17 protein-coding genes are annotated in these 19,467 nt (G+C 66.0%); 11 read left to right on the top strand and 6 right to left on the bottom strand.

All coding sequences use genetic code 11. The annotated features are described in order from the left end of the window. Positions 1 to 49: 49 nt before the first annotated feature. Positions 50 to 2,455, bottom strand: coding sequence for a heavy metal translocating P-type ATPase (locus FS320_RS08305; RefSeq protein ID WP_152710733.1), 2,406 nt, complete (start codon positions 2,453 to 2,455; stop codon positions 50 to 52). Between the two features lie 137 nt (positions 2,456 to 2,592). Then, the gene (locus FS320_RS08300) at positions 2,593 to 2,730 is read right to left on the bottom strand and encodes a copper-binding protein (protein WP_152710731.1); all 138 of its coding nucleotides are present in this window, start codon (positions 2,728 to 2,730) and stop codon (positions 2,593 to 2,595) included. Between the two features lie 166 nt (positions 2,731 to 2,896). On the opposite strand from FS320_RS08300, the gene FS320_RS08295 reads away from it, so the two are divergent. The 3 genes from FS320_RS08295 to FS320_RS08285 all read left to right on the top strand — a co-directional run bounded on the left by FS320_RS08295 (position 2,897) and on the right by FS320_RS08285 (position 5,025). Continuing rightward, positions 2,897 to 3,160, top strand: coding sequence for a hypothetical protein (locus FS320_RS08295; protein ID WP_152710729.1), 264 nt, complete (start codon positions 2,897 to 2,899; stop codon positions 3,158 to 3,160). 101 nt (positions 3,161 to 3,261) lie between these two features. Next, the gene (locus tag FS320_RS08290) at positions 3,262 to 3,837 is read left to right on the top strand and encodes an Hsp20/alpha crystallin family protein (RefSeq protein ID WP_152710727.1); all 576 of its coding nucleotides are present in this window, start codon (positions 3,262 to 3,264) and stop codon (positions 3,835 to 3,837) included. 114 nt (positions 3,838 to 3,951) lie between these two features. Continuing rightward, positions 3,952 to 5,025, top strand: a complete 1,074-nt coding sequence (locus FS320_RS08285) for an NAD(P)-dependent alcohol dehydrogenase (protein WP_152710725.1) — start codon at positions 3,952 to 3,954, stop codon at positions 5,023 to 5,025. Between the two features lie 26 nt (positions 5,026 to 5,051). Here FS320_RS08285 and FS320_RS08280 read toward each other — a convergent pair whose 3' ends face one another. Next, positions 5,052 to 6,923, bottom strand: coding sequence for a PHA/PHB synthase family protein (locus FS320_RS08280; protein WP_152710723.1), 1,872 nt, complete (start codon positions 6,921 to 6,923; stop codon positions 5,052 to 5,054). A gap of 174 nt (positions 6,924 to 7,097) precedes the next feature. Between FS320_RS08280 and FS320_RS08275 the strand changes: the two genes are divergently transcribed. The 4 genes from FS320_RS08275 (at position 7,098) to FS320_RS08260 (ending at position 13,165) form a co-directional block, all read left to right on the top strand. Beyond that, positions 7,098 to 7,931, top strand: a complete 834-nt coding sequence (locus tag FS320_RS08275) for a universal stress protein (protein WP_152710721.1) — start codon at positions 7,098 to 7,100, stop codon at positions 7,929 to 7,931. A gap of 33 nt (positions 7,932 to 7,964) precedes the next feature. Next, positions 7,965 to 10,562 carry a cation-translocating P-type ATPase gene (locus FS320_RS08270; RefSeq protein WP_152710720.1) on the top strand — a complete coding sequence of 866 codons (2,598 nt, stop codon included), beginning with the start codon at positions 7,965 to 7,967 and terminating at the stop codon, positions 10,560 to 10,562. Next, positions 10,559 to 11,143, top strand: a complete 585-nt coding sequence (locus FS320_RS08265; protein ID WP_152710718.1) for an NAD(P)H-dependent oxidoreductase — start codon at positions 10,559 to 10,561, stop codon at positions 11,141 to 11,143. Before FS320_RS08270 ends, FS320_RS08265 begins: the two co-directional genes overlap by 4 nt. A gap of 105 nt (positions 11,144 to 11,248) precedes the next feature. Next, on the top strand, positions 11,249 to 13,165 hold the full coding sequence (locus FS320_RS08260) for a heavy metal translocating P-type ATPase (protein WP_152710716.1): 1,917 nt from the start codon (positions 11,249 to 11,251) through the stop codon (positions 13,163 to 13,165). Between the two features lie 6 nt (positions 13,166 to 13,171). Here the strand turns inward: FS320_RS08260 and FS320_RS08255 are convergent, their stop codons facing one another. Beyond that, positions 13,172 to 13,867 (bottom strand): DUF1003 domain-containing protein, encoded by a 696-nt coding sequence (locus FS320_RS08255; protein ID WP_152710714.1) that lies wholly within the window; start codon positions 13,865 to 13,867, stop codon positions 13,172 to 13,174. A 108-nt stretch (positions 13,868 to 13,975) separates the two neighbouring features. Between FS320_RS08255 and FS320_RS08250 the strand changes: the two genes are divergently transcribed. From FS320_RS08250 to FS320_RS08235, 4 genes are all read left to right on the top strand, one after another. Beyond that, entirely contained in the window at positions 13,976 to 15,580 is a 1,605-nt protein-coding gene (locus tag FS320_RS08250; protein WP_274597146.1) for an MBL fold metallo-hydrolase, read from the top strand. Positions 15,581 to 15,701: 121 nt separating this feature from the next. After that, the gene (locus FS320_RS08245) at positions 15,702 to 16,106 is read left to right on the top strand and encodes a hypothetical protein (protein WP_152710712.1); all 405 of its coding nucleotides are present in this window, start codon (positions 15,702 to 15,704) and stop codon (positions 16,104 to 16,106) included. Then, positions 16,103 to 16,423, top strand: a complete 321-nt coding sequence (locus tag FS320_RS08240; protein WP_152710710.1) for a c-type cytochrome — start codon at positions 16,103 to 16,105, stop codon at positions 16,421 to 16,423. The genes FS320_RS08245 and FS320_RS08240 overlap by 4 nt, the downstream gene beginning before the upstream one ends. 108 nt (positions 16,424 to 16,531) lie before the next feature. Further along, a complete protein-coding gene (locus FS320_RS08235) occupies positions 16,532 to 17,518 on the top strand; it encodes an IS481 family transposase (RefSeq protein WP_152710708.1) in 987 nt (328 codons plus the stop codon). Between the two features lie 97 nt (positions 17,519 to 17,615). Here FS320_RS08235 and FS320_RS08230 read toward each other — a convergent pair whose 3' ends face one another. Further along, the gene (locus tag FS320_RS08230) at positions 17,616 to 18,308 is read right to left on the bottom strand and encodes a carboxymuconolactone decarboxylase family protein (RefSeq protein ID WP_152710706.1); all 693 of its coding nucleotides are present in this window, start codon (positions 18,306 to 18,308) and stop codon (positions 17,616 to 17,618) included. Between the two features lie 39 nt (positions 18,309 to 18,347). Further along, complete coding sequence (locus tag FS320_RS08225; protein WP_202882838.1) at positions 18,348 to 19,466, bottom strand: FAD-dependent monooxygenase; 1,119 nt, start codon at positions 19,464 to 19,466, stop codon at positions 18,348 to 18,350. Position 19,467: the final 1 nt, after the last annotated feature.

Genomic DNA, 19,467 nt, shown 5'->3' with positions numbered 1-19,467 from the left:
TCGTGGCTCCCGACGGGCCGGCCAGGACCACGGCTCGCCCCTCCAGAGGTCAGAGTTTGACCGTGCGTAGCCGGATGGCGTTGCCGATCACGCTGACCGACGACAGCGCCATCGCGGCCGCCGCGATGATCGGCGAGAGCAGGATGCCGAAGAGCGGGTAGAGCACCCCCGCCGCGACGGGCACGCCGAGGGCGTTGTAGATGAAGGCGAAGAACAGGTTCTGGCGGATGTTGCCCATCGTCGCTCGCGACAGCCGCCGCGCTCGCACGATCCCGGTCAGGTCGCCCTTGAGCAGGGTCACGCCCGCGCTTTCCATCGCCACGTCCGTGCCCGTGCCCATCGCGATGCCGACGTCCGCCGCCGCCAGCGCCGGGGCGTCGTTGACCCCGTCGCCCGCCATGGCGACGACCCGGCCCGCACGCTTGAACTTGTCCACGACGGCGCTCTTCTGGTCCGGCAGCACCTCGGCCTCCACCTCCTCGATCCCGAGCCGCTTGGCGACCGCCCTCGCGGTGGTCCAGTTGTCGCCAGTGAGCATCACCACCCGCACGCCTTCCTCCTTGAGGCCCGCGAGTGCCTCCGGGGTCGACGCCTTCACCGGATCCGCGATGGCGATGGCTCCTGCCACCTTGCCGTCGACGCCCGCGAAAATGGCCGTGGCACCGTCCTCACGCAATCTGTCGGCCTGCTCCGCCAGCGGAGCGACGTCGATGCCGTGCTCGGCCAGGAACGCCTTGTTGCCAAGGACGATGCGCTTGCCCTCCACAGTGCCGAGCGCGCCCTTGCCCGTGGGCGAGTCGAAGTCGGTGACGGGCCCGGTGGTGATGCCTTGTTTTTCCGCGGCTGCCACGATGGCCACCGCGAGCGGATGCTCGCTTGCCCGTTCGACGCTCGCCGACAGGCGCAGGACATTGGCCTCGGTGAAGCCGGGGGCGGGCACGATGGCGGTGACGGCCGGCTTGCCCTCGGTGAGCGTTCCGGTCTTGTCGACCACGAGGGTGTCGACCTTCTCCATGTGCCCGAGGGCCTCGGCGTTCTTAATCAGAACCCCGGCCTGGGCGCCGCGCCCGACGCCGACCATGATGGACATTGGCGTGGCCAAGCCCAGGGCGCAGGGGCAGGCGATAATCAGCACCGACACCGCCGCCACGAGGCCGAAGGCAAGGCGCGGTTCGGGTCCCCAGACCGCCCAGGCGAGGAAGGCCAGCACCGCCACTCCGATCACGGCGGGCACGAAGTAGCCGGAGACCTGGTCGGCTAGGCGCTGGATCGGGGCGCGGCTGCGCTGGGCCTCGGCCACGAGTTGGACGATCTGCGACAGCATCGTGTCCCGGCCGACCTTGCGCGCCTCGATGACGAGGCCGCCCGACTGGTTCATGGTGCCGCCGATCACCTGGGCGCCGACCTCCTTGGTCACGGGCATCGACTCGCCCGTCACCATGGATTCGTCGACCGCGCTGCGGCCCTCCAGAACGGCGCCGTCGACCGGGACCTTCTCGCCGGGGCGCACCCGCAGGCGGTCGCCGACCTGCACGGTGTCGAGCTGGACCTCCTCCTCGGTGTCGCCGTCCCGGATTAGGCGCGCGGTCTTGGGCGCGAGGTCGAGCAGTGCCCGGATGGCGCCGCTCGTGCTCTCACGCGCCCGCAGTTCGAGAACCTGCCCTAGAAGGACGAGGACCGTGATGACGGCCGCGGCCTCGAAGTAGACCGCCACCGAGCCGTCGTGGCCGCGGAACGCCGCCGGGAAGATGCCGGGCGCCAGCGTCGCGATCACGCTGTAGAGCCAGGCCACGCCCGTGCCCATGGCGATCAGCGTGAACATGTTGAGGCTGCGGTTCCTCAGCGACAGCCAGCCGCGCTCGAAGAACGGCCATCCCGCCCAGAGCACCACCGGGCTCGCGAGGGCGAGCTGGATCCAGTTCGACAGGCTGCGGGGAACCACGTGATCGAGCCCGATGAGATGGCCGCCCATCTCAAGCGCGAAGACCGGCACTGTCAGGGCGAGCCCGATCCGGAAGCGGCGCTTCATGTCGACGAGTTCGTCGCTCGGCCCCGTCTCGGCGGTCGCAACAACGGGCTCAAGCGCCATGCCGCAGATCGGGCAGGAGCCGGGACCCACCTGCCGGATCTGCGGGTGCATCGGACAGGTGTAGATCGTGCCCTCAGGCACGGGTTCGGCTTTCATCTCGGTGGCATCCCCGGCGTACCGCGCGGGGTCTGCCGTGAACTTCGACTGGCACCCCGAGGAGCAGAAGTAATACGGCTTGCCCTCGTACTGGGCCCGATGGGTGGTCACGTGCGGGTCGACCATCATCCCGCAGACGGGATCCTTCACCTTCCCGGTGTCCGCCGCGGGCTCATGGTGATGATGGTGCCCGGCATGATCGCCATGGGCATGAGGAGCATGACGATGCCCACCGTGGGAGTGGTGGTCGACTGTACGGTTGTCGGTCATGGCTCACCTCGCCTGATACGCTGGGACGGATGCTCGCCCTTGCCATCGTGGGAAGGTCAAGCCGCTCCAGACTCCGGATTATCGGCGGCTGCGCATTGCGGCATTGATCCAGGCCAACGCGCGGCCGCCGATGAGGGTCACTTTCCCTTCTGGATTCTGACGACGCTGAGCTGCCCGTTGACGCGATCCGCCTGAAACCGGACCCTGTCCCCAGCCTTCACGCCCTTGAGGACCGCCGGATCCTGGATGCGGAACACCATCGTCATCGGGTCCATGTCGGGGTTCGTGGGACTCTTGCTCCCGATCGGCAAAGCTTCACGCGACCCCTCCGTAAAAATACGGAGTTTCTCTTTGTTCCGCAGCAACGATACTGGCCCAAGACAGCGTAAAAATCTTGGATAAGCGTAGCCCCAGACAATGATGAACAATCATGGAGGGAACATGTCCAATCACGCCAGCCAGCAGTACCGGATGTACTCGCCCAGCCTTGACCTGATGATGAAAGAGGTCGCGCGGACGCTAGGCCACATCGATTTCGAGCATCAGGTCGAACTGGAGAAAGTCGAGAAAAGCGCCAACGCCAAGGAAATCAAGCAGTACATCAGGGAAAAACTCAGGGTCGCCCACTTTGAGAGGCGTCAGCCCTATGTCGACCTGTTGAACCAGCTCTGGATGCAGCAACGCGGTCAGTCCTTCGCGGCCTGAACGCGCCAGGGCGCAGGCCCGTCCCGGTGCCGTGACGTCCCATGCCCGCGACGCTACGATGGCCCGCCCCCGATCCCGCAACGCATGAGGAGGAACGCACGATGGCCCGCAATCCCATGACCCCCTTCCGCCCCGGCGGCGGCATGTTTCCTGGTGATCCCTTCCTGTCGCTGCACCGCGAGATGAACCGCCTCTTCGACGATGTCTTCCGCGGTGTCGGTCAGCCCGCCGCATCCGGCAGTCAGGGCCAGGGCGATGTCGGCACCTTCGTCAATGCCAGCATGAACGTGTCGGAGACGGACAAGGAGATCCGCATCACGGCGGAGCTGCCCGGCGTCAGCGAGCAGGACATCGACGTGAGCCTTGACGACGACGTGCTCACCATCCGGGGCGAGAAGAAGTTCGAGCGCAAGGACGACAAGGAGAGCTTCCACTTCGTCGAGCGCTCCTACGGCACCGTCCAGCGCTCGTTGAGGCTGCCCTTCGCTGTCGATTCCGAGCAGGTCAGAGCCAGTTTCGAGAACGGCGTCCTGACCGTGACCGTGCCGAAGACCGGGCGGCCGGAGCGCTCACGGCGCATCCAGGTTCAAGGAAAGGGTGCATCCGGTCAGGGTGCCACGGGAGGACAACAGGAAACCGGGACATCGGGACAATCCGACGATACGAAATCCGGTTGACGATTGGTTCGCTATGTCGGGGGCTCCGAGCGCAAGGCGACATCGGGCTTAGCCTCGCGGACGCGGGCCGCACCGAGACAGGATTAACGAAGGCCAGCTTTGGGAGGGATGACCATGCCCAGGATGAAAGCCGCAGTCTTCGTCGAGCCGGGCCGCATCGTGCTCGACGAGAAGCCGATCCCGGATATCAGTCCGCTCGACGCGCTCGTGCGCATCACCACCACGACGATCTGCGGGACGGATGTCCACATCCTCAAGGGTGAGTATCCGGTCGCCCGTGGCCTGACCATCGGCCACGAGCCTGTCGGCGTGATTGAGAAGCTCGGCTCGGCCGTGCAGGGCTACCGCGAGGGCCAGCGGGTCATCGCCGGTGCCATCACGCCGAGCGGGCACAGCGCCGCCTGCCTGTGCGGCTGCCACTCCCAGGACGGGGCCGGCACGAAGCATGGCTGGAAGCCGCTCGGCGGCTGGCGCTTCGGCAACACCATTGACGGCTGCCAGGCCGAATACGTACTCGTTCCCGACGCCATGGCGAACCTCGCTCCCGTGCCGGACGGGCTCACGGACGAGCAGGTGCTGATGTGCCCCGACATCATGTCGACCGGGTTCTCCGGCGCGGAGAGCGGACGCATCCACATCGGCGACACGGTGGCGGTCTTCGCACAAGGCCCTATTGGCCTGTGCGCCACGGCCGGCGCCCGGTTTATGGGCGCCACATCCATCATCGCGGTGGAGAGCGTGCCCGCGCGCATGGAGATGGCACGCCGCATGGGCGCGGACCACGTTGTCGACTTCACGAACGCTGATGCCGTCGAGGAGATCATGCGTTTCACCGACGGACGAGGCGTCGACGTCTCCATCGAGGCGCTCGGACGGCAGGAGACCTTCGAGGCGGCGCTGCGCGTACTCAGGCCCGGCGGCACCCTGTCATCCCTTGGGGTCTATTCGGGCGATCTCAGGATCCCGCTCGACGGCTTCCTGGCAGGCCTGGGCGACCACACCATCCGGACGACGCTTTGCCCGGGTGGCAAGGAACGCATGCGGCGGCTCATGGGTGCAATCGCGTCCGGCCGGGTCGACACGCGTCCCCTTGTGACGCATCGTTTCAAGCTCGATCAGATCGAGGAGGCCTACGACCTGTTCGGACATCAGCGCGATGGCGTACTCAAGGTGGCGATCACCCCATAGGATTGGGGAGATGTCACGACTTCCGATCAGGCCTGCATGACGTAGGTGCCGGGAGCATCGTATAGGGCAGGGTAGCCCTGCGCTGGTGCTCCCATGGCTGGAGGGGCAACAGGCTCACCCGAATGCGAGGTGAGCCAGCGTGCCCATTCCGGCCACCACGAGCCCTCGAAGCGAGGCGCCATCCTGGTCCAGGTGTCGGGATCCAGGAAGTGACCCGTGGCGGTTCTGGTCAGAACCTGGAAGCTTCCCTTGGAACTGTTCGCTCCGGCCACGATGCCGGCATTGTGGCCGCCCGTCGTGAGAAGGAAGGTCACGTCGGTATCGGCGAGCAGATGGATCTTGAAAGCCGAGCGCCAGGGCGCCACGTGATCGCGCTCCGTCCCCACAGAAAAGATCGGCGCCCGGATGTCGCTGATGGCGATGGGACGGCCGTCGACCTGGAAACGTCCCTCGGCGAGATCGTTGTCGAGGAAGAGTTGCCTCAGGTAATCGGCATGCATGCGGTAAGGCATGCGGGTTGCGTCGGCATTCCAGGCCATGAGATCGTTCAGGGGCGTCCGCTCGCCCATGAGGTAGTGCCGCACGAGCCTCGACCAGATCAGGTCGTTCGAGCGCAGAAGCTGGAAGGCCCCGGCCATCTGCCGGGTGTCGAGATAGCCCTGGCTGCGCATCAGGTCCTCAAGGAAATGGACCTGACTCTCGTTGATGAACAGGGTGAGCTCTCCGGCCTCCCGAAAGTCGGCCTGTGCTGCCAGCAGGGAGAGCGTTGCCAGGCGCTTGTCGCCGTCGCGTGCCATCGCGGAGGCTTCGATGGAGAGGAGCGTGCCACCAAGGCAGTAGCCGACCGCATGAACCTTCCGATCGGGAACAACCGCGTTCACGGCGTCCAACGCCGCCATCACGCCAAGCGTCCGGTAATCGTCCATGCCGAAATCCCGATCTTCCGCGGTCGGGTTCTTCCAGGAGATGATGAACACCGTGAATCCCTGGTCCGTGAGGTAGCGGACGAGGGAATTCTCGGGGGAAAGATCCAGGATGTAGTATTTCATGATCCAGGCCGGCACGATCAGGATCGGCTCCGGCCGGACCTTTTGTGTGGTCGGTTCGTACTGGATCAGCTCAATGAGACGGTTGCGGTAGATTACCTCGCCTGGCGTGACGGCCACATCCCGGCCGACCTGGAAGGCCTCCACGCCTGCGGGAGGCTTCGAGCGGACGATCCGCTCCCAATCATCGAGGAAGTTGCGCAAGCCCTGCACGAGGCTCTGGCCGCCCGTTTCGAGGATGCGCCGCTGCACGACCGGGTTGGTCACGAGGAAGTTCGAGGGTGATGCCATGTCGAGGATCTGGCGCGAGATGAACTCGACCACGGCCTGATGCTGCTTGGTGACGCCGTCGATCCCGGTCGTGGCGTTGTCCCACCATTGCTGCTGGAGCAGGAAGCCCTGCTGCATGAGATTGAAAGGCCATTGCTGCCACTCGGCCTCAGTGAAGCGTCTGTCCTGGGGCAACGGCTCGATGCACGGCTCGCATGTGCCTCCGCTACCGGGATGACGTGAGGCGAACTGCGCCAGCCGCGCCCATTTACGGGCTGCCTTTACCGCGAGTTCAACCTGCTTGCCCGGCGAGATGGCGAGATTGACGGCCCAGTCCATGTAGGCATCGGCGACAGCGGCCGGTGACAGGCCGCCCGTGAGACGCGCCAGACCCGCATGGGCGGCATGGTCGAGAGCGTCCCGGATCCGGTGGAGTTCCTCATCCTCCGACGGTAAGGACTGAAGGGTCGGCGAAGGCACGGTTCGTGCAGGAAGCCGATCCTGCCTTCCCTCAGGAGGCGGGGCGGCTTGGGCCTTCGGCAAGCGATCGCCCGTGAGAGCGCCGGTCGTCTGGGACGGCATTGCAGCCTCCGGGCTTGACCCCGTCTGCCGAGGTCGGTGGATCACTCGAGATTATTCCGAGCGTTCTCGGGCGAATTGCGTCAGATCAAAGCATCCACCCCGATTTCGACCACATGATGATCGATAGTTGCTTCGGCACAACGGCTGTGTCCGGGCGCGCAGAGGGAGAGAGCGATGATCAAGGACATCATGGTGCATCTCGACGGAAGTCCCGAGGACGAGATCCGGTTGGAACATGGGCAGGCCATCGCGTCCGCTGGGCGGGCCCATCTCATCGGCATTTTCACCAACCTGCTGCCCGACCTCACCATCGCCATGCCGATGGATGGTGGCGCGGCCGCGATGCAGGTGCTGACCGAATTGGACGGCAAGGTGCGCCACGACGGCGACACCACCGCCAAGCGCCTGACCGAGCGGCTGGCCAGCCTGCAAGTGCCGAGCGAGCTGCGCCGGCTAGACGAAACCTACGGCGCCCTGTCGGCGAAGGTGGTGGAGCAGGCCCGGTGCGCCGATCTATACATCGCCACCCGGCCCGATGGCGGGACCGAGACACCCGACTGGTCGGATCTGGTCGAGGCTGTGCTCTTCGGCAGCGGGCATGCGCTCCTGCTCGTGCCGCGCGGCCGGCACCGGCAAGGGCCGATCCAGACCGTGCTGGTCGCCTGGAACGGCAGCCGCGAGGCCGCCCGCGCGCTGCGCGAAGGCTTGCCCTTCATCGAGCAGGCGGGGCGCACCGTTGTCCTCGTCGTGGACCCCCCGCCGGGCACCACGCCCTGGGCGGAGGTGGAGAGCCATCTTGCCCGACACGGCGTGGTCGCGGAGGTCGCAACGGCCGAGAGCCAGGACCGCCGCGTCGCCGACGTCATCCTCGACGAGGCGCGCAGCGTGTCCGCTGATCTCGTCATCATGGGAGGGTACGGCCATACCCGTCTCAGGGAGCAGGTGTTCGGTGGTGCGACGCGGGACATGCTCTCCGCAGCAGACAGACCGCTGCTGGTGGCCCATTGACGCGAACCGTGCCAATCGCCTGGAGAGCAGGACATGCCGGTACAGGCGTGGGTCGCATCGAACAACAATGAGGTGGACACCGCGGCCGGCGTGCCTGCGGGCCTGACGGGTCTCGACGAGGCCGAGGCGCAGCGCCGCCTCGCGCGCCACGGGCCGAATGCCGTCGCGGGGAAGCGTTCCCGTGGCCTGATCGAGATCGTCCGCGGGATCCTGCGCGAGCCGATGTTCCTGCTCCTTCTGGCCGCCGCAGGGCTGTACCTGATGCTCGGCGACATCGGCGAGGGCCTGTTCATGACGGCCGGCGCCGTCGTGACGATCGGCCTGGTGGTGCTGCAAGAGGCCCGGAGCGAGCGGGCCCTGGCGGCCCTGCGCGGGCTGGCCGAGCCCTTTGCCCGGGTGATCCGCGGCGGGACCGAGCGGCGCGTCCCGGCACGCGACCTCGTGCCGGGCGATCTCGTCCTGGTCGGAGAGGGGGAACGCCTGCCCGCCGATGGTCTCCTGATCGCGGGCGACGCTCTGACGGTCGACGAGTCCGCCCTCACGGGCGAGTCCGTTCCGGTGTCCAAACGACCTGCACCGACCGGGACGGACAAAGCCGACGACGCCGAGCCTGGAGGAGACAACACCCCGTACCTGTTTGCGGGAACCCTGAACGTGCGCGGGCAGGGCATGGTCCATGTCGTGCGCACCGGTCCCTCGACACGGCTCGGACGCATCGGAGCCTCGCTGGCCGCCATCGAGGACGAGCCGACGCTGCTTCAGAAGACGACCGGCGCTCTCATCGCCAGACTCGGCATCCTCGCGCTCGTATTCTGCGCCGTCGTCGCCGTGGCGTACGGCGTCTTGCAGGACGATTGGATCGGCGGCGCGTTGTCCGGCATCACGCTGGCCATCGCGCTCCTGCCGGAAGAGTTCCCGATGGTGCTGGCGATCTTCATGGCGCTCGGGGCCTTTCGCCTCGCCCGGCACAAGGTGCTGGTGCGCCGCGCCGCGGTCATCGAGACGCTCGGAGCCGCCACGTTCCTGTGCGTCGACAAGACCGGGACATTGACCGAGAACCGGATGGTGCTCGCCACGGCTTGGCGGGCCGGAGAGGTGCAGGATGTGCGCGGCCATGTCAGGCTTTCCGGCGGCGCCGTCGAGCCGCTCCGGACGGCGCTGCTCGCATCCGCCGTCCGCCCGGTCGATCCCATGGACAGGGCTGTCCGCATACTGGGAATGCGGGTTCTCCCTGAATCGGTTGGGGCCGAGGCCCTGCTGCGCACCTATCCGCTCCGTCCCGAGTTGCTGGCGTTCATCCAGGTTTGGCTGGATCCCTTGGGCGGCGTTCTGTATGCCGCGAAAGGCGCGCCGGAAGCGATTTTCCGTCTCTGCCGCATGGGCGATGACGAACGGGCCGCGATGGATGCCGCGGTTGCGGGGCTGGCCAGCCGCGGCCTGCGGGTGCTGGGCGTGGCATCCGCTCACGATGACCAGGACCGCGCGATAGCTCCCGAAGGCCTTCCGTTCCGGTTCGAAGGTCTGATCGGCTTCGCGGATCCGGTCCGGCCCGATGTCCCACAGGCGATTGCCGAGGCGAAGCGCGCGGGGATCACGGTTGCGATGATCACGGGCGACTATCCGGCCACCGCCCTGGAGATCGCCCGCCAAGCCGGGATCGACACGGGCGCTGGCGTGCTGACCGGGACAGAGGTGGCAGCACTCGACCCGGAGGGCCTGCGGGAACGGGTCCTGCGGATCCGGGTCTTCGCGCGCATCATGCCGGAGCAGAAGCTCGCCCTCGTCGAGGCGCTGAAGGCCAACGGCGCGGTCGTCGCCATGACCGGGGATGGCGTCAACGACGCGCCGGCGCTCGAAGCCGCCCATATCGGCATCGCCATGGGACAACGCGGTACGGATGTAGCGCGGGAGGCCGCGGACCTCGTCCTCCTCGATGACCGCTTCGTCTCGATCATCGGCGGCGTGCGGCTCGGGCGTCGCATCTTCACGAACCTGCGCAAGGCGCTCACCTACGTGACGGCGATCCACGTGCCAATCGCCGGGCTGGCCCTGCTACCGCTCGTCATGGGCCTGCCACCGATCCTGTACCCGATGCACGTGATCCTGCTGGAACTCGTGATCGACCCGGTCTGCTCGCTCGCCTTCGAGGGGGAGCCGAGCGAGCGGCACGCCATGGAGAAGCCGCCGCGGCCCGCGACCGAGCCGCTGTTCGGCCCCTCCCAGATCGTGCTCGGGCTCATTCAGGGAGCCGTCGTCCTCGGAGCCGTCCTCGGCCCCTATGCGTGGGCGCTGAATTCCGGCGTCCCCGAGACGCAGGCGCGGGCCTCGGCGTTCTCCGCCCTGGTGCTCGGCAACCTCGTCCTAGCCTTCGCCGACGCAGCGGAGCCAGGAACCTCCTTCTTCGACCGGAGGAGGCTCGCCTTCTGGGCCATCGGAGCCGGGGCCGCCGTCATCGTCGCCTTGATCATCTACGTTCCCGCGCTTGCCGCCATCCTCCGTCTCTCGCCGCCGAGCCTGTCATCGCTGACGATGGCCCTGATGATCGCAGTTGTGGCGGGCGGCTGGTTCGGGCTGGCCAGGCGACTCCGGACGGTGTGGGCGCCACGCGACGAGCAACGGACACCCGCATGACGCATATTGCCATCATCCAGGGCCATCCCACATCCGGCGGCGGGCATTTCTGCCACGCGCTCGCAGACGCCTATGCCGAAGGGGCCTTCGCGGGCGGCCATCAGGTCCGGTTCATCACCGTTGCCGACCTCGACTTCCCGCTGTTGCGTTCGAAAGACGACTGGGACAAGGCCCCGCCGCCAGCCGTCATCGCGGAGGCCCAGCGGACACTGGCATGGGCCGAGCACCTCGTCATCATCTACCCTCTGTGGCTGGGAGGGATGCCAGCTCTCCTCAAGGGCTTCCTGGAGCAGGCCCTGCGGCCAGCCTTCATGAGAGGCGGTGCCGGGGCAGGCGCGAGCTGGAAGACGGCCCTTAGAGGCCGGTCGTCCCGCATCGTCATCACCATGGGCATGCCCGCCTTCGCGTATCGCTGGTACTTCGGCGCGCACAGCCTGAGGAGCCTCAAGCGCAGCATCCTGTCCCTGGTCGGCATCGGCCCGAACCGACACACGCTCGTCGGCATGATCGAGGGCATGAGCGACGGCAAGCGGACGGCATGGATCGACGCCATGCGCCGCCTCGGCAAGAGGGCTCGCTAGCGGCACCGTGTCGACCTTTCCCGTCGTGCGGGAATGCCGGCAGGCAAAGATTGAAGCTGACATTGCGAAGGACGACAATCCCTTCGCTTCGGATGGGATCCGACGATGCCCGGTCATGAGAACGCCAGCCTGTCAGCCTCCCGATCCCTCCGGCTCTCCCGGGCGCCCGGGATCCCTTCGCTGCAAGCGCTTTACAAGCTCGCCCGTCCCATCCTGGTCATCGTCCCGGCCCTGGGACTGGTCCTTGGTTTCGCTTCGCGCGTTGCGGGCGACGGGCAGTGGTCCGGGACGATCTGGACCGCGGCGACGATCCCGGTCCTGGGCGTCCTGATCATCGAGATCATTGGCAGCCTGCGGCGCGGAGAGGTCGGGCTCGACATCGTTGCGGCCCTGTCCATGTCAGGCGCGCTCGTGTTCGGGGAGCACCTCGCCGCCGTTGTCGTGGCCTTGATGTACGCCGGCGGGCAGTACCTCGAAAGCTTTGCCGAGCGCCGCGCCAACCGCGAGATGACGGCGCTCCTGGCCCGTGTGCCGCGTACAGCCGTCCTCCATAAAGATGGGAGGCTTGAGGAAGTCGCGCTCGACGTGATCGCGCCGCAGGATCGCCTGCTCGTCCGCCAGGGCGATGTGGTTCCTGTCGATGGGCTTGTGGCCGAGGGTGTGGCCGTCCTGGATCAGTCGGCACTGACGGGCGAGGCGGTCCCTGTCCGGAAGCGGGCCGGGGAGCCGGTCATGAGCGGCGTGACGAACGTCGGCGATGCCTTCGATCTCTCGGCGACGCACCGCGCGGCCGAGAGCACCTATGCCGGCATCGTCCGGCTGATCGAGGTCGCCCAACGCTCGAAGGCGCCCATGGCGCGGCTCGCCGACCGGTTCGCCATGGCGTTCCTGGCTCTCACCGTCGGGCTCGCCGGGGGCGCCTGGCTGTGGAGCGGCGATCCGATCCGGGCCCTGGCCGTGCTCGTGATCGCAACCCCGTGCCCTCTCATCCTGGCGGTTCCCGTGGCCATCGTCTCCGGGGTGTCGCGCGCCGCGAAGGCCGGGGTGCTGGTGAAGGGCGGGAGGGCGCTGGAGACGCTCACGCGCGTCAGGACGCTGGTCATCGACAAGACCGGAACGCTCACGCATGGGCATGCACGGATCGTCGAGATCCGCCCGATGGCGGGCTTGTCATCCGACAGGCTCCTCCAACTCGCGGCATCTCTCGACCAGGCATCGAAGCACGTCATTGCGCATGCCCTTGTCTCGGAGGCGAAGGGCAGGCGGCTTGATCTTCTGCCCCCCTCCGAAGTCGAGGAAATCCCGGGCGAGGGTCTGGAAGGATGCGTCGACGGCCGACGCGTCGTCGTGGGCGGGATCCGGTTCGTCTCCGAGCGTGTTCCGCGCGTCGGGGCAGTCGCCGCAGGCCAGTATCCCGCCGGGTCCGTTGTGGTCGCCGCGGCGGTCGATGGCGAGCCTGCCGGGCTGCTGATCCTGGCGGATCCATTGCGAACCGACGCCGCTCAGGTGATCGCCAGTCTGCGCCGGCTGGGGATCGCCCGGATCATCGTGGCGACGGGGGACCGCCGTGAGGTAGCGCAAGCCGTCACCGTCGGCTTGCACCTTGACGCAGTCCATGCCGACCTCACGCCGGACCGGAAGATCGCCATCGTGCAGGAGGAGAAGCCGCACGGCCCCGTCATGATGATCGGCGACGGCGTCAACGACGCTCCGGCGCTTGCCGCCGCCGATCTCGGCATCGCCATGGGCGCGAGAGGTGCCGCCGCGTCGGCGGAAGCAGCCGACGTGGTTCTCCTGGTCGATCACCTCAATAAGGTTCCCGACGCCATTGGCGTGGCACGCCGGTCCAGGCGCATCGCGCTTCAGAGCGTTTATGCCGGGATTGGCCTTTCGGTCGTCGGGATGATCGTGGCCGGGCTGGGCTACCTGACGCCGGTGCAGGGAGCCCTGATCCAGGAAGCCATCGATGTTGCCGTGATCCTCAATGCCCTACGGGCCTTGTGGGGACCGGAGCCGTCCTGATCGCGCTCAGCGACGCTCCTGCAAGAGCTCTATCTGGAGTTCCTGGATTTCGGCGAGCCGCTCCCATTGCCGCGTGATGAGATGATCAAGCTTTTCGTGCAGATGCCGGATTTCCAGCTCCGCCTTCAGGTTGACCTGATAATCGTTGAGGGAGCGCAGGCGGTCCTTCGCCTCCTGCCGCCGCTGGCTCATCATGATGATCAGGGCTTGCACGGCCGCGAGGCAGGAAAGGAGGAGGTTTAGCAGGATGTAGGGGTAAGGATCGAAGGCCTCTGGCCCACGTGCGACATTGATAATGATCCACACACCGAGTGCCAGGCCGAAGAAGATGAGGAACGGCCAACTCCCGCCAAAGGTGGCGAGCCCGTCCGACAGCCGCTCTCCCAAGGTGCGCTTCTCATCGTAGCTCTCCTCGATATTCGCCGAGACCATGCTGCCCTCGGCGAGACTGCGGGCGACCTCCCTGTCGAGTTCCGTCAGCTCTCCGCGCTCCTGGCGCAGGAGTTCCTCCACGTAGAGCAGACGGTACTGGTCGACCGCGGCCCGGCTGATGCGGCTTTGGGCGGCAAGCGATGGATGGTCCTGGCGGATCCGCTCGGCGAGGGCCGGGTGTAATTGGTCGATGGGAAGGAAGTCCTTCTGGGGATAGGCCTTGCCCGTGATCGGGCAGGTGCCGGAGGATGACGCTGCGTGGGAGGTCATGATCGCCGTTCCGCTGGTTTGTCATGGATCAAACCTAACGGCTCGACGAGGGTGTACCAAGGTGCCATTCTCCCTGCTCGATGCTTCCTCGTCATCCAGGAGGTTCCCTTGTCGCTTCGCCTCCACTTCCACGGCGCCGCCCGAACCGTGACGGGATCCTGCTTCATGCTCGAGACGGAAGCGGTCCGCGTCCTGGTCGACTGCGGCATGTTCCAGGGATCGAAGGAGGAGAGGGAGCTCAACTACCAGCATTTCCCGTTCCGCGCCGCAGGGATCGATGCGCTCTGCCTCACCCACGCCCACATCGATCATAGCGGCCTCGTGCCGAAGCTCGTGAAGGCCGGGTTCGATGGCCCGATCTACGCGACCGCCGGAACGGCTGATCTGGCGTCCATCATGCTGCCGGACTCCGGCTACATCCAGGAGATGGAGGTCGATCAACTCAACCGCCGCAACCGCCGCCGCGGGCGGGAGACGGTATCCCCGATCTACACGCAGGAGGACGCCGTCGCGTGCCTCGGGCAGTTCCGGCCGGTGGCTTACGGCCAATGGCAGGACGTCGCCCCCGGCTTCCGCGCCCGCTACTGGAACGCGGGCCATCTCCTGGGCTCGGCCTCGATCGAGATGGAGGTGACGCCAGGCGGTAACGAGAAGCCGACGCGCCTCCTGTTCTCCGGCGATGTTGGGCCCGACCACAAGCTCCTCCAGCCCGATCCCGACGGCCCACAGGACCTCGACTACGTCCTCCTGGAATCCACCTATGGCAGCACGGATCGCGCTGGCACCACCATTGAGAGCCGCCGCGGACTGCTGCGCGACGAGGTGCGGGCGGCGATGCATCGGAGCGGGGTGTTGCTCATTCCGTCGTTCGCGGTCGAGCGGACGCAGGAGCTTCTCGTCGACCTGATGGAACTGATGGAAACGGGCGAGTTGCCGGACATCCCGATCTTCATCGACTCGCCCCTGGCCACGAAAGCCAGCGGCATCTTCAAGCGGCATGCCGGGGAACTCAGGAACGGCGCCGATCTGGTCCAGGCGCTTGAATCCCGCTGGGTCCGCTTCACGGAGACCGTGGAGCAGAGCAAGGCCATCGATCGCATCCACAGCTTCCACATCATCATCGCGGCCAGCGGCATGTGCGAGGCGGGCCGCATCCGGCATCACCTGAAGGACTGGCTCTGGCGGGACGAGGCGACGGTCCTCTTCGTCGGCTTCCAGGCGCAGGGCACGCTCGGACGCATCCTCCAGGACGGTGCCTCGAAGGTGCGGATCCACGGCGAGGAGGTGAAGGTCCGCGCCCGCATGCGGTCGCTCGACCTCTACTCCGGGCATGCGGACGGGCCGGAGCTGAAGGCGTGGCTGTCCGAGCGCCTCCCGGTCCGGCGCGGGGTCTTCCTCGTGCATGGGGAGGATGCGCCCCTCAAGGCGCTCCAAGCGTCGCTCGCCGATCTTGATCACGTGCCCGGCGCCGTTATCCCTGAGATCGACGACGTCTATGATCTGGCGGGCGATCGGGCGGTCCGGATCGAGCGACACGAGGAGCGCCTGCCGCCTGCGGGCGCCGGGCACCGCGACTGGCACAACGACTATGCGGAAATGCTGCTCGAGATCAGCGACGCCGTCGAGGCGGCGGCCGACAGGAAAGCGAAAGGGGTCATCATCCGGCGCATCAGGGATGCCTTGAAGAACGGATCCAAGGACCAGTCCGGCTGACTTGCCCGCCCCTGATTCCGCGACGAATTGATCAGGATCAAGGTCGTGGCGCCGCTTGTCTCTAAGCTTTGCCACAATGTCGAGGTCTGCTCGAGACCCGCGTGAATCCTGGGAGGAATCGATGCTCCATTACGTCACGCTCCATCTGGCCCGCAGCAAGCAGTTTCCCGAGGGAAGTTCACGTTACGGCTATGTCATTACCGTGCCGCTCGATGCGGAGGGACATCTCGATCAGGACGAATGGGCACTGAAACGGGATCGCTGCCGGGTCCACCGCTTCTGGGCCAATGAGGGCGAGCGCCAGGGTGTCCTGGTCCATCGGCCCGGCGGGGCCGGCGGGGCGACCTGGATGATCGACTATAACCAAGATCGTCCCGGCGACGAGGAGGCGGGCTACCGCCTGCACCAGCACCGTTTTGCCGAAGGCGAATACGTCACCATCGAGGACGACGATGGCAAGCCGTATACGTTCCAGGTCGTTTCGGTGACGGCGGCGGAACCCGGCAGGGCAGGGGAGCATCGATGATGAAGCGGCTCACCCTTGTCTGCCTTGCCGTCGCATGCCTCTCGACGGCCGCCATGGCCCAGTCGGGCCGGGCACAGCGCGGATTTACGTTCGCGCAGACGAACTGCTCCCAATGCCATGCCATCGGCCGTGTCGGCGACAGTCCCCTTCCGGAAGCGCCACCCTTCCGGACCTTGCACACGCGCTATCCCATTGAGGACCTGGCGGAGGCCCTTGCGGAAGGCATCACGACGGGCCATCCCTCCATGCCCCAGTTCCAGCTCGACCCCGCCCAGATCAACGACCTGATTGCCTACCTGAATTCGATCCAGGGCTAGTTGTTTGGTGGCGGAACGTTGTTGGGATCGGGTGCGTTACGCCATTGAGGAGTACACTTGGCGCTTTGACGGCCTGCGACGCCGAGCTTCTCACCGCAGGAGGACGTGATGCACTCCCTTCATCCGCAAGCCCGCACCACCCCCGCTGTCCGCCAGGAGATCGCCCGCTCGAGAGAGCCCACCGGCGTGCTGGCCCAGCGCTTCAGCGTGAGCACCGAGACCATCCGCAAGTGGCGCAAGCGCGGAGCCCAGGACTGCCAGGACCATTCCAGCCGGCCGCACAAGCTGCCCTGGAAAGCCACGGACGAGGAGCGCGCCATCGTCTGCGTCCTGCGCCAGGCCACCGGCTTTCCGCTCGACGATCTGACCTTCATCGTCACGCATTTCCTGCCGCATCTCAACCGCGATGCCGTCTACCGCATCCTCAAGGCCGAGGGTCTGGGACGATTGCCCCCGGCGCAGCAGCGCCAGCGCAAGAGCGGCACGTTCAAGGACTATGATCTCGGCTTCGTGCACATCGACATCAAGCACCTGCCCAAGCTGCAGACCGCCGACGGGGAGCGCCGCAAACGCTATTTGTATGTGGCCATCGACCGCTGCTCGCGCTGGGTGCACCTGGCCGTCAAGGACGATGAGCTGGCCACCAGCGCGGTCGCCTTCCTGAAAGAGGCGGTGCGCGCCTTCCCCTTCAAGGTCACGCACGTCCTGACGGATCGAGGATCCTGCTTCACGGCGGATGCTTTCGAGGACGCCTGCCGCCAGCTGAAGCTGGAGCACCGCAAGACCAAGCCCTACACGCCGCAGACCAATGGTCTCGTGGAGCGCTTCAACGGGCGGGTGCAGCGCGAGGTGCTGGGCATCACCATCTACAGCCATCGGGACCTCGAGACGCTGCTCAAGGGCTTCAATCAGGCCTATAACAGAAGACGTCAACGCGTGCTCAAGGGGCGATCCCCGGATGAGGTTGTGCGAAGCCGCCTGGCTGCCGAGCCGAAGCTCGCCAACCGCCGCTACAAGCCACCCGATGCAGACGCGTTGCCGCCAGCCCTCCAGGTCATCGCTCATGCCAAGGAGGTCTCGCATCCAGACAACTAGGGTGAGGACTCGAGGTTCCTGACGCTGCCGAGACGATACACATGAGGCCTGTCTGAAACAGCTTCGGAGCCATTTTCGCGATCCTTCTCAGTTTTGATTATGAAACGGTTGTCCGGCGCTTTTCGAAGACCGCCTTGGCAACGGCAACTGAGGACATGGCATTCGGCCAACCGGCATAGAATGCGAGGTGCGTGATCGCCTCGGCGGCTTCAGTCTCCGTCATTCCGTTCTCCATCGCCTTGTTCAGATGGAAGCTGACCTGCGGAAAGTGCGAGGCCGCGACCAGTGCCGCCACCGTTGCAAGGCTGCGATCTCGCGGCGCGAGACCCGGACGAAGCCAGAGATCGCGGAACAGGACATTCGTCGTGAAGTCCACCAATGGCTGGAAGGTCGGACCTACCGTCTGGTCGACAATCGCCGCACGATTGGCTTCGATGTCCTCGTCAATCGGAAGGAATTCGACCGTTGGCGCCGGGAGCTGGTCGAGACCGATACCGCGTTCCGCGAAGACCTGGCTGGCGATGGACGCCGCCAGTGTACCGTTGGCCCAGCCGGAATAGAAAGAAAGATGCGTGATGATCTCAGACAACTCGGCAGGCGTGACGCCGTTCTCGAGGGCCAGGCCAAAATGGTTGGTCATCTCGAAGGACTGGTTCCGGGCGATCAGTACGCTGACCGTCAGGATGCTGCGATCCCGCGCCGACAACTGTGGCCGTTTCCACAGATCGCTCTCCAGGACGTCGTGTTCATAACGCCCCATGGCGGGGTTCATCGTTTTCAGGTCGTACATGGTCGTCTCCATCGTTATCGTAGGAACTGCACGCAGAGCCTAAGGCTGGCCGCGCGTTCGGGATGCCGCAAAGTTTCGGCTGAAGTCCTGGCCCGACTGAACCAATCGGCGGACATCGTTCAGTCTCAGGGTCTGGTATTTCACAAGCGACGACTGGAGCGGACCAGACCCAGACACCTCGCCGGAAAGGCATTCAGCCAAGGCTTCGGCGTCGAGCAGGGAGGCCCTGAATCCGTTGCCTGTCATGGGAGTCGGAACATGGGCGGCGTCGCCGACGAGTGCGAGACGACCTTCGACGAGCCTGTCGGGAACGTATTCAGTGATCGGCGTGCCGATGACAGCCTTCCGCTTGATGCTGTCGAGAATGGCGTCATGCCAGAGAGAAGGCCAGCGTTCGGCATCGCTCGCCATTTCCCGAAGCGTCTGTTCCGGTACGTCGGCGGCTTTCAGCGAGTGCGAAACCACATTTCCGGCCACGCATCCCTTCTCACGGAAAAGACCATTCCGGCTGGAATCGTACCAGGCCCAGCCGAGCTGGCGATGTCCTTTCTCGACCGAACCGTCGGAGCCAGGCAGAGGATAGCCCAGTAGATATTCGTCACCGCCGCCGAGAAACGCGGTCTCGCTTGGCCAGCGGACATTAGGTCCGAGAGAGGATTCCTGCACGACACCGAGCCAGATGGAATATCCGGCAAACGTGGCGTTCGGTTTTTCTGGCGATACCGTTCGCCGGACCACACTGTTGTGGCCATCCGCTCCGACGACGAGATCGCCGCCGAACCTCTGACCGTTGGCGGCGACGACCCAGGCGCTTTCCGTGTTCTGGCCGACGCTTTCGACCGACATACCCTGCCGGATATCGATCAGGGGATGGGATCGCGCAGCGCCGAGCAGGCCCGCATGGACCGTGAACCAGGACTGGATTCCAGGTGCCAGGGGATTGTGCATTCGATTTCCGGTCAGTCTTGCGAGCAGCCCGTGGTCCACGTGAAGGGCCGCACCTGTTCGGAACGAATTGTCCGAGCGCTCCAGCACCGTAACGGCAAAACCGATGCGCGACAGGACGAGCGCCGTCATCAGGCCGGACAAGGACGCACCGACGATTACGGCGCTCCTCCGGCTTTCGATAGCTCTGGCTTGCTGGGCGGCGGCGCTCAAG

This window comes from Microvirga tunisiensis, from assembly GCF_009296175.1.
In the GTDB taxonomy this organism is placed as follows: Bacteria; Pseudomonadota; Alphaproteobacteria; order Rhizobiales; family Beijerinckiaceae; genus Microvirga; species Microvirga tunisiensis.
Note: the sequence above shows the minus strand (reverse complement) of the source record. Positions and strands in the feature narration are given on the sequence as shown.

Excerpts from the sequence above, each read along its gene's own strand:
- FS320_RS08305 (WP_152710733.1), bottom strand. The coding sequence starts at position 2,455 with ATGACCGACAACCGTACAGTCGACCACCACTCCCACGGTGGGCATCGT.
- FS320_RS08300 (WP_152710731.1), bottom strand. The coding sequence starts at position 2,730 with ATGGACCCGATGACGATGGTGTTCCGCATCCAGGATCCGGCGGTCCTC.
- FS320_RS08295 (WP_152710729.1), top strand. The coding sequence starts at position 2,897 with ATGTCCAATCACGCCAGCCAGCAGTACCGGATGTACTCGCCCAGCCTT.
- FS320_RS08290 (WP_152710727.1), top strand. The coding sequence starts at position 3,262 with ATGGCCCGCAATCCCATGACCCCCTTCCGCCCCGGCGGCGGCATGTTT.
- FS320_RS08285 (WP_152710725.1), top strand. The coding sequence starts at position 3,952 with ATGCCCAGGATGAAAGCCGCAGTCTTCGTCGAGCCGGGCCGCATCGTG.
- FS320_RS08280 (WP_152710723.1), bottom strand. The coding sequence starts at position 6,923 with ATGCCGTCCCAGACGACCGGCGCTCTCACGGGCGATCGCTTGCCGAAG.
- FS320_RS08275 (WP_152710721.1), top strand. The coding sequence starts at position 7,098 with ATGATCAAGGACATCATGGTGCATCTCGACGGAAGTCCCGAGGACGAG.
- FS320_RS08270 (WP_152710720.1), top strand. The coding sequence starts at position 7,965 with ATGCCGGTACAGGCGTGGGTCGCATCGAACAACAATGAGGTGGACACC.
- FS320_RS08265 (WP_152710718.1), top strand. The coding sequence starts at position 10,559 with ATGACGCATATTGCCATCATCCAGGGCCATCCCACATCCGGCGGCGGG.
- FS320_RS08260 (WP_152710716.1), top strand. The coding sequence starts at position 11,249 with ATGCCCGGTCATGAGAACGCCAGCCTGTCAGCCTCCCGATCCCTCCGG.
- FS320_RS08255 (WP_152710714.1), bottom strand. The coding sequence starts at position 13,867 with ATGACCTCCCACGCAGCGTCATCCTCCGGCACCTGCCCGATCACGGGC.
- FS320_RS08245 (WP_152710712.1), top strand. The coding sequence starts at position 15,702 with ATGCTCCATTACGTCACGCTCCATCTGGCCCGCAGCAAGCAGTTTCCC.
- FS320_RS08240 (WP_152710710.1), top strand. The coding sequence starts at position 16,103 with ATGATGAAGCGGCTCACCCTTGTCTGCCTTGCCGTCGCATGCCTCTCG.
- FS320_RS08235 (WP_152710708.1), top strand. The coding sequence starts at position 16,532 with ATGCACTCCCTTCATCCGCAAGCCCGCACCACCCCCGCTGTCCGCCAG.
- FS320_RS08230 (WP_152710706.1), bottom strand. The coding sequence starts at position 18,308 with ATGTACGACCTGAAAACGATGAACCCCGCCATGGGGCGTTATGAACAC.